Source organism: Longimonas sp., from assembly GCF_046498435.1.
Taxonomy (GTDB): domain Bacteria; phylum Bacteroidota; class Rhodothermia; order Rhodothermales; family Salinibacteraceae; genus Longimonas.
This window is the reverse complement of sequence record NZ_JAWOAR010000307.1, coordinates 1-8,606: the sequence shown is the minus strand read 5'-3', so window position 1 is coordinate 8,606 and position 8,606 is coordinate 1. Positions and strand designations below refer to the sequence as shown.

General features: G+C 60.8%; 7 protein-coding genes. 5 read left to right on the top strand and 2 right to left on the bottom strand.

Features of this window, described 5'->3' with window-relative positions:
• Nucleotides 1-21: 21 nt before the first annotated feature.
• Nucleotides 22-171, top strand: coding sequence for a hypothetical protein (locus R6U20_RS11830; RefSeq protein WP_410338061.1), 150 nt, complete (start codon nt 22-24; stop codon nt 169-171).
• A gap of 294 nt (nt 172-465) precedes the next feature.
• On the opposite strand, the gene R6U20_RS11825 is transcribed toward R6U20_RS11830, so the two are convergent.
• Nucleotides 466-834, bottom strand: a complete 369-nt coding sequence (locus tag R6U20_RS11825) for a DUF2294 domain-containing protein (protein ID WP_410338059.1) — start codon at nt 832-834, stop codon at nt 466-468.
• A gap of 281 nt (nt 835-1,115) precedes the next feature.
• Between R6U20_RS11825 and R6U20_RS11820 the strand changes: the two genes are divergently transcribed.
• The 4 genes from R6U20_RS11820 (at nt 1,116) to R6U20_RS11805 (ending at nt 8,228) form a co-directional block, all read left to right on the top strand.
• Nucleotides 1,116-2,621 carry an SLC13 family permease gene (locus R6U20_RS11820; protein ID WP_410338058.1) on the top strand — a complete coding sequence of 502 codons (1,506 nt, stop codon included), beginning with the start codon at nt 1,116-1,118 and terminating at the stop codon, nt 2,619-2,621.
• A gap of 615 nt (nt 2,622-3,236) precedes the next feature.
• Complete coding sequence (locus R6U20_RS11815; protein WP_410338057.1) at nt 3,237-3,545, top strand: hypothetical protein; 309 nt, start codon at nt 3,237-3,239, stop codon at nt 3,543-3,545.
• A 122-nt stretch (nt 3,546-3,667) separates the two neighbouring features.
• A complete protein-coding gene (locus tag R6U20_RS11810) occupies nt 3,668-7,351 on the top strand; it encodes an efflux RND transporter permease subunit (RefSeq protein WP_410338056.1) in 3,684 nt (1,227 codons plus the stop codon).
• Between the two features lie 49 nt (nt 7,352-7,400).
• Nucleotides 7,401-8,228, top strand: coding sequence for a TolC family protein (locus tag R6U20_RS11805; RefSeq protein ID WP_410338055.1), 828 nt, complete (start codon nt 7,401-7,403; stop codon nt 8,226-8,228).
• 210 nt (nt 8,229-8,438) lie between these two features.
• Here the strand turns inward: R6U20_RS11805 and R6U20_RS11800 are convergent.
• The coding region (locus tag R6U20_RS11800) for a sigma factor-like helix-turn-helix DNA-binding protein (protein ID WP_410338060.1) at nt 8,439-8,606 on the bottom strand (168 nt) is incomplete at its 5' end.

The following is an 8,606-nucleotide window of genomic DNA, read 5'->3' as shown; positions in this document are numbered from 1 at the left end:
GACGGCAGCGGCAGAAGTAAAATATCCACCGGACTCCGCTTTTTTGACCATATGCTGGACCAAATCGCACGGCACGGACTCATCGATCTGGAGCTTATCTGCAACGGTGATTTAGAAGGTCCGAAGCAAATGGGGCCGAAGCGGGCATTGTATCCTGATTCATCGCATTGAAAGGGTGTGTGAGTGGGCAGCGAAGGCAAAAGCGGGGACGACACAAACAAAAAACACAAACAAAAAAAGCCGACTCGCAACGCCTTGCCGCAGCGTTGGAAGTCGGCTTGCAATCTGTTGCACCTGCTCAGTGAGCCTGTGCGCAGCTTGTGCCTATGTAGTATGTAGCGTGCAAACACAGCTCGCAGCAAGGCGCCCCGCGTCTACACCGCTTTCCATGATAGAAGCAGCCAGCAATGCATGCAAGTCCGTATGAGGGACTTACGCGAACTTCACGAGGGGCGAGCGGTCTGGTCAGCCAAAGGTGGATTCGAGGTTGTCGGCCAGGCTGAACACGAAGATGCGCTCGCCGGTGCGCGCACTGATGTCGGTATGCAGGCTGACCACCTCGGCACCGGTTTTCTCGACGATGAGGGCGCACAGGTCGTCGCTGGAGCTTTCAATGAGGCGCGTGCGCATCTGCTTAATGAGCTCCACGCCGCCATTCTCGTGGCTGAGCTGCCGTTCGGCGGGACTCAAAATGCCCTGCAACTGCACGATGACCATGTTCTCAACGATAAACGTGCGCGCTTCTTTCGGACCGCGCCCCAGATACTCGCGCTCAAACTTTGTAACCGCTTCGGTCACAGCAGCTTCGACTTGTCCTTGCGTACGAGCAGGCATAGGTGAGCAGGTGCTTGGGCAACATGGAGAGCAGATGCAAACGCGCCGTCATGAACCTTAAGCCGTGCGCTGTGATCCAGCATTGGGGCGAAGACGCGGTTTCACCTCCACGCCCCCCACAAACGTAGACGCACCGTCTGTTGAAGCTGGGTGTAGTGATGGATTGGGCACGCTGCTTCGCGTTCTCCCTAACGTCATGTGGATACGGGGACCGACTGCAACGCTTGAGGGGCTGTGCTATACAAGCGCATACGCTCTTCACGAACGATGCTCGTTTGCGTATGTTTGATGCTCTTTCCACTTCTTCTGATTCCGATTCGTACACGTGGCGGCAGCGCGTGGGGCTCGTGGCGGGTCCGGCCGCCCTGCTGGCGGTGCTCGTACTGGAACCGCCCAGCGGACTCGACGCGGCGGGCTGGCATACGGCGGGCATCGCGGGACTCATGGCTATTTGGTGGATTACGGAAGCGCTTCCTATTCCGGCCACAGCGCTTGTACCGGTGGTGGGGCTGCCGCTCTTGGGCATTGGCTCGATGGCAGACGCAACGACGCCCTACGCTAACCCGCTGATTTTCTTGTTCTTAGGCGGATTTCTCATTGCCCTGGCGATGCAGCGGTGGGACCTGCACCGGCGCATTGCGCTGCGCATTATTGCGACGGTGGGCACGGGTCCGAAGGCGCTCATTGCGGGGTTTATGCTGGCGTGCGCGTTCCTGAGCATGTGGATCAGCAACACGGCCACCGCCATGATGATGCTGCCCATTGGCACCTCGGTGGTGGCGCTGGCGCGGTCGAACGAGGATACGTCGGCAGCGCAGACCCACGCGTTCGCGGTTGCGCTGATGCTGTCGATTGCCTATGCGTGCAACATCGGCGGCATGGGCACGCTCATTGGCACCCCGCCGAATGCGCTGTTGGCGGGATTCGTAAACGAGTCGTACAACATCGACATCGGCTTTGCGCAGTGGATGGGCATTGGGCTGCCGATGGTGGTAGTGGGCCTGCCGCTGGCCTACAGGCTGCTTACGCGGGTCCTGTTTCGGGTGGATGCGAAGGCGATTGCCGGAGGCACAGATCTGGTGCAGCGCCGCCTAGCGGATCTCGGTTCCATGACCCACCCGGAGCGGATGGTTGCGGCTGTATTTAGCAGCGTCGCGCTCCTGTGGATGACCCGCCCCCTGCTCGAGGCGTGGGTGCCCGGCCTTACGGATGCGGGGATCGCAATGGCGGGCGGTCTCGTGCTCTTTGTCCTGCCAGTCGACTGGCGCGCGGGCACGTTTGTGCTCGACTGGGAGTCGGCGGAGCAGCTGCCCTGGGGCGTGCTCATTCTGTTTGGCGGCGGCCTCTCGCTGGCGCAGGCCATCGAATCGACCGGACTGGCCACGTGGATTGGCGAGGCGCTGGGCGTTATTGGTAGCTGGCCGCTGCTGCTTGTCGTGGTGCTCGTCACCGCCGCCATCATCGGACTCACCGAAATCACGAGTAATACAGCGACCGCCGCCGCGTTTCTGCCGATTATGGCGTCCGTCGCCGTGGGCATTGGGGAGAATCCGTTCTTGCTGGCGGTGCCGGTGGCGCTGGCGGCAAGCAGCGCGTTCATGCTGCCCGTGGCCACGCCGCCCAATGCCATCGTCTTTGGCAGCGGCGACGTGAGCATCCCACAGATGGCGCGTGCCGGTGTGACGCTAAACCTGCTCTTCGTGGTGCTGATTGCGCTCGTCACCTACACGCTCGGCCCGCTCGTGCTGGGCATTGAGTTGGGGACGTTGCCCGGGTGGGCGGGGTGAGTAGGGGAACGGGTTGTACGTACAGCAACGCAAGGCTATCTACTTCGATGACGATTGGGCTTTGCTCTTCTTGGTGGTAGAAGAAGTTGGCGGCCGCGGTGTGGCATTTACGGTAGGACGCTTCTTAGGCTGCCGTGGCTTGGCTCCACCTCTCGAATTCTTTTTAGATCGGCTACGTCTGGTTGAGTCTGTAATCTTGTGTAATTGAGGCGAGCGAGTAGAAAAAGCCATCGCGTTTTGCCAGGTTGGAAGCGAGACTAACCGAACCAACCGACATACTAATACCATCTGCGCTGAATCATCATACAGGTGTTTGCAATCGGTGAGCGACGAAACCCGCATTCCCGCATTTGGTACAGTCAACATCCAATATCTTGTGTATCCCGAAGTGGTTCTGTGGCGAAAGCACCCCACCGCTACCGGTTTGGCGTAGCATTCGTCATGGTTGCTCTGTTGATGAGCAGCCTGGCGCCCATGGTGCAACGGGCCTGCGCACAAATGGGCACAGCGCATGCATCCTCGCATGCGGATAGTGCGGATAGTGCACACGCACACACGGAAGATGTGCCCCCGTGCTGCCATGCACATAACGCAGACGCCCACCACGACGGGGCTATGCCATGCCCCAAACCCGCCAGTGGCGATTCGGAGCCTGACTGTGACGAGCGGGGCCATAACACAACCCATGGCGTAACACTCGATGCAGATCAGTGCTGCAACTTGCACCTCGGTCAGCAGAACGCCGATGCCATTGCGTCTCGTGTAGTGCTTGTGCCTACGCTCTACTATGACGTACTGGCATTACCCCCTGTTATATCGCTCGAAGCACCGCCAGAGCGCCCCACAGGTGCGTTGTCCTCACGTGGGCCGCCGCGCACTGCGACCACCCCGCTCTTCCTGCAACACGCCGCACTTCTCCGCTAATCTGTCGTCGTGGGCATCCTCGCTTCGTCGCTGAAGCGTGGTGTCCACCTGCGCGGATGCCGTCTGCATCCGCCTGAACCGAGCCTTCCCCTGCCCTCCGTAGCTCGTTGAACGACGGTTGTATGTCTGTAGTTGATCGTGTCATTGCGTTTTTTCTGGATAACAAGCTCATTGCGGTGCTCCTGCTGCTGGCCCTGGTGGGCTGGGGCGTGGCTACGGCGCCGTTCGACTGGGAGCTCGGCGGCTTTCCGCGTGACCCGGTGCCGGTGGATGCTATCCCCGACATTGGCGCCAACCAGCAGATTGTGTTTACGGAGTGGCCCGGCCGCTCGCCACAGGACATCGACGACCAGATCACGTATCCGCTGACGACCGAGCTGCTCGCACTACCGGGCGTAGAAGCGGTGCGCTCCAGCTCCATGTTCGGCTTCTCGATGATCAACATCATCTTTGAGGACGACATTGCGTTCTACTGGAGCCGCACGCGCATCCTGGAAAAGCTGAACGCTCTGCCCGATGGGACGCTGCCTGAGGGCATCCAGCCCCAGCTTGGTCCCGATGCCACCGCGCTCGGGCAGATCTTCTGGTACACGCTCGAAGGCCGCGACGGCGACGGCAATCCCACCGGCGGGTGGGACCCGCACGAGCTGCGCAGCATCCAGGACTTCCAAGTTAAGTACGCCCTTTCGTCTGCGAAGGGCGTGGCCGAGGTCGCCAGCATTGGGGGCTACGTGCAGGAATATCAGGTGGATATCGACCCGGCGGCGATGCGCGAAAGCAATGTGTCGGTGACGGACATTGCATCCGCTATACGCAAGAGCAATCGCGATGTGGGCGCGCGTACGCTGGAGATGAACCGCGCCGAATATGTGGTGCGCGGGCGCGGGCAGATTGAGTCGCTCAGCGACATTGAGGAGAGCGTGGTGGCGGTGCGCGATGGCAACACGCCGCTCCGTATTCGTGATGTGGCGCGGGTGTCGATGGGTCCGGCGCAGCGGCGCGGTATGCTCGACAAGGGCGGCACCGAAGCCGTGGGTGGCGTGGCGGTGGCGCGCTACGGCGAGAATCCGCTGGAGGTGATTGAGAACGTCAAATCCAAGATCGAGGAGATCGCACCCGGCCTGCCCTCAAAAACGCTGGACGACGGCACCGAGTCGCAGGTAGATGTGGTGCCGTTCTACGACCGTGCGGGGCTGATCTACGAAACACTTGGCACGCTCGAAGAAGCGCTCTCGCTGCAGATCCTGATCACCATCATCGTGATCATGATCATGGTGATGCATCTGCGCTCTTCGTTTATCGTGTCGGCGCTTCTGCCCGTAGCCGTGCTCGTGGCGTTCATCCTGATGCGCTACGTAGGCGTGGATGCCAACGTTGTGGCGCTGGCGGGCATTGCCATCTCCATCGGGACGGTCGTGGATATGGGCATCATCATGACCGAGAACATGCTCACGCATCTCGACGAGGCCCACCCCAACAAATCGCGCCGCGACGTGATCTTTGAGGCGGCAAGCGAGGTGAGTCCCGCCGTCATTACCGCGCTCGCCACCACCATCGTCAGCTTCCTACCCGTGTTCTTGCTGCAGGCCGAAGAAGGCCGCCTGTTCGGTCCGCTGGCGTGGACGAAAACGTTTGTGCTGCTGGCCGCGCTCGTCATCACGCTGGCGCTCATTCCGCCGTTTGCGCACTGGCTCTTCACGCGCACCGTGGGCCGCCGCTGGGTCCGTACCGTAGGCAATGGTGCGCTTGTGGTGGGCGGCGCCGTGCTGTGGTTTTGGATGGCGTGGGCTGGATTTATCCTTGTGGGACTGGGCGCGCTCGGCCTGGCGGTGCGCTTTGCCGACCGGCAATCCCGGGTGGATTCGCAGCGCTTGCGCGCCATGCAGCCGTATATCGCAGTTGGCATCATCGTGCTCGGACTCGGGTGGCTCCTGGCGGATGTATGGCTTCCGCTTGGGCCGGATAATCCGCGCATCGCGAATCTGCTCTTTGTGATCGGAGCCGTGGGCAGTGTGCTGGGCGTGTTTCTGCTCTTCCAGCGCTACTACGAGCGCATGATGCGCCTTTTCATCGCTCGCAAGGCGCTCTTCTTGAGCATCCCGCTGCTTTTGCTCGTGGCCGCCGTGTTCAGCGCGCAAACGCTCGACCGCGAGTTCATGCCCACGCTCGACGAGGGCTCGTTCCTGCTGATGCCCACCGCCATGCCGCACGCCGGTAGCGAAGAAACCATCGACCAGATGCGCGGCATGGACATGCGCGTAAACAGCATCCCCGAAGTTGATATGGTCGTGGGCAAGGCCGGACGCGCTGAGTCGGCCCTCGACCCCGCGCCCCTCTCCATGTTCGAAACCGTGATTCAGTACAAAAGCGAGTACCGCACCGACGAGTCCGGGCAGCGCCTCCGGTTCCGGGTCGATGACGAGGGCGACTTCGTGCGCGACAACACCGGCGCGCTCATCCCCGATGCCGACGGACGCTACTACCGGCAGTGGCGCGATCATATCCAGTCGAAAGATGACATCTGGGACGAAATCGTACAGGCGGCCGACTTGCCGGGGCTGACCTCGGCCCCACGCTTGCAGCCCATCGAGACGCGCCTCACCATGCTGCAAACCGGCATGCGCGCCCCCATTGGCGTGCAGGTGTTTGGCCCCGATCTGGACACCATAGACGACGTGTCCATTCAGATCGAGTCGATTGTCGACCAGACCGAAGGGGTGCGCTCCGGGTCGGCCTATGCCGATCGTGTGGCGGGCAAGCCGTATCTGGAACTGGACATCGACCGGCCCGCCATTGCCCGCCACGGCCTCACCATCGACGACGTGCAGGAGGTCATTCGCATTGCCATTGGGGGGCAGCCGCTTACCACGACTGTGGAGGGACGCGAGCGCTACCCGGTGCGGGTGCGCTACGCCCGCGAGAATCGGAGCACGCCCGAGCAGATCGAACGCATCCTCGTGCCCACGCCCACGGGCCGCCAAATTACGCTGGGCCAACTGGTGGATCTGGAGTACGTCGAGGGCCCGATGACCATTCGTAGCGAAGACACCTTCCTCGTCAATTACGTGACGTTCGACGCCGCTGCGGGGACCTCGGCAGTGGAGGCGGCAGCCAATGTGCGGGCGGCCATCGAAGCAGCCACCGACCGTGGCGACCTGGACATGCCCTCGGGCGTGACGTACCGCATGGCGGGCGAGTTCGAAGATCAGCAGCGCGCTGCCAACCGCCTGGCGCTTATCATTCCGATTACGCTACTGCTGATCTTCCTGCTCATCTACTTCCAGTTTCGCTCTACAACCACCGCGTTCATCATTCTGTCGGGCATTGCACTGGCCTGGAGCGGCGGATTTGTGCTGCTCTGGCTCTACGGGCAGGACTGGTTCCTGAACGTCAGTGTGCTCGGCACCGATGTGCAGGCACTCTTCCAGATCGATCCGATCAACTTGAGTGTGGCCGTGTGGGTCGGCTTTCTGGCGCTCTTTGGCATTGCCGTGGATAACAGCGTGGTGCTGGCCACCTACCTGCAGCAGCTCTTCGAGCGCAAGGCCCCGCAGTCGGTCGCGGCCATCCGCGCCACCGCCGTCGAGGCCGGCATGCGCCGCGTGCGCCCCTGCCTCATGACGACCGCCACCACACTGCTGGCCCTGCTCCCCATCCTGACTACCCCTGGCAAAGGCGGCGCGATTATGGTGCCCATGGCTGTGCCCATCTTCGGCGGGATGCTCGTGCAGGTGCTCTCGCTCTTCCTCGTGCCCGTGCTTTACGCGCTCTGGAAAGAGTGGACGCTGAATGACACCGTCGCATAACGCCCCGCGCGCATTTTCCGCAGGCCTTCCAACGCTATCATTACAGCTCATGCTTTCCACCACACAACTACGCACAGACGACCGCGCTCTTCTCACCATGAAGACGTCCGGCCTTGAAGCGTCGGGCGGCGCGAATCTTCGAGGCCGAGACGCCAAAAGACAATCCACCTCGAAGGGTGCGCTCCTCCTCTCGATCATCGCGCTGTGTCTTACGGTCGGAATGCCCACGTTCGCCACCGCCCAAGACATCCCCTACGACGATCTGCTCACCGAGCCCGAGGCCGACGAACTGACCCCGCTCGACAGCTACTTTCAGGAAGCCGTTGCCAACAACGCCGATCTGCAGGCTCAATATCAGGACGTCGTAGCACAGTCCAACGTTGGCGCCCAAGTCGGCGCATTGCCCGATCCCGAGATCAATCTGTCCTTCTTCGCCAATCCGCCCGATCAGGAAGGCAGTTTGCCCGGACGCCTGTCGGGCTCGGTGATGCAGATGGTTCCGTGGTTTGGCACGCGCAGCGCCCGCCGCAGCGGAGCCGATGCCCGCACCCATGCCATGCAGCAGCGCCTGGAGCAGCGCACGCTCGATCTGATGCGCGACGTGCAGACGACCTACGTGTCGTACTATCGCACCCAGCGCGCAGTGGAGCTCACCCAGCGCAACCTGGAGCTGCTCGAATCGCTCGTCCCCGCGGTCGAAACGCGCTATGAAACCGCCCAAGACCGCAGTGGACAGGTCGACCTGCTTCGCATCGAGATGGAGCAAGATGAGCTGCGCACCCGCCTCGAATCCCTTCGCGAAACCCGTAGCCCGCTCCGCGTCCGCTTCAACATATTCCGGACCGCCGTCATAACCCTTGACAGCATGGAAGGTTGAGGTTCCTCCACCTGTTTTTCCTGCTGTTCGCCTATCGTCTCCATTATTCTTGAAAAGGCATCAGGAGGTGGCTGAGGGATATTTTCAGACATCTTCTGATAACTTTGTTCAATCCTGTTTTCAAAGTTGTCTTTTACAGGCTCGGTTTCCCTTTGTTCCATATGCTTATCCATTTCTTTTTTTTACATGCTTTTGTAAATCGGTGCGATTTTACCCGCCTGTTTTGCAGATTTCTTCTTTCAGGGCGGCTTTTGCATAATACACTCTTGTTTTTACGGTATTCTCAGGTATGGCAAGCAGCTTTGAAATATCGGAATAACTCTGCCCGTGAAAAAAAACCAGGTCGAGAATCTCCCTGTGTTTATAAGATAACTGCGC